This is a genomic window from Streptococcus mitis (assembly GCF_009496205.1).
GTDB classification, from domain to species: Bacteria; Bacillota; Bacilli; order Lactobacillales; family Streptococcaceae; genus Streptococcus; species Streptococcus mitis_BN.
Window position 1 is genome coordinate 1 of the sequence record NZ_WIJO01000113.1, and the last position, 624, is coordinate 624.

At 37.5% G+C, this 624-nt stretch carries 2 pseudogenes; both read left to right on the forward strand.

Going from position 1 to position 624, the window contains the following annotated elements:
- Positions 1–100: 100 nt before the first annotated feature.
- Positions 101–331 (forward strand): annotated as a pseudogene (locus GEZ85_RS10165) (transposase family protein); the annotation flags it as partial.
- Between the two features lie 48 nt (positions 332–379).
- Positions 380–624 (forward strand): annotated as a pseudogene (locus GEZ85_RS10170) (reverse transcriptase domain-containing protein); the annotation flags it as partial.

Sequence of the window (624 nt, forward strand, 5' to 3'; positions counted from 1 at the left end):
TAAATCCCCTATGGATATTATGGAGCCTATTTTGTTGTAGAAAAAAAGTCCCATATCATCTATAATGAAAAGCGACCAAACTATCATTAGAAAGAATCATATGGAACAATTACATTTTATCACAAAATTACTAGACATTAAAGACCCTAATATTCAAATTATAGATATCATCAATAGGGATACACTCAGGGAAATCATCGCCAAACTGAACTACGATGCCCCATCTTGTCCTGATTGTGGAAGTCAAATGAAGAAATATGACTTTCAAAAACCGTCTAAGATCCCTTACCTCGAAACAACTGGTATGCCTACTAGAATTCTCCTTAAAAAACACCCCAAAAGTTAGATTTTTTCTGTCTAACTTTTGGGGTGCAGTTCATCCTTAGTACATAACATTATCGAAGACGGAGATACGGAATCCTTGATTCGTAAGTATCTTCATTCAGGTGTTATCATTAACGGTCAGCGTCATAAAACGCTAGTTGGGACACCACAGGGAGGAAATTTATCTCCTCTCTTATCCAATATCATGCTTAATGAATTGGACAAGGAATTAGAAAAGAGGGGACTTCGATTTGTGCGCTACGCAGATGATTGTGTGATTACGGTCGGAAGCGAGGCTGC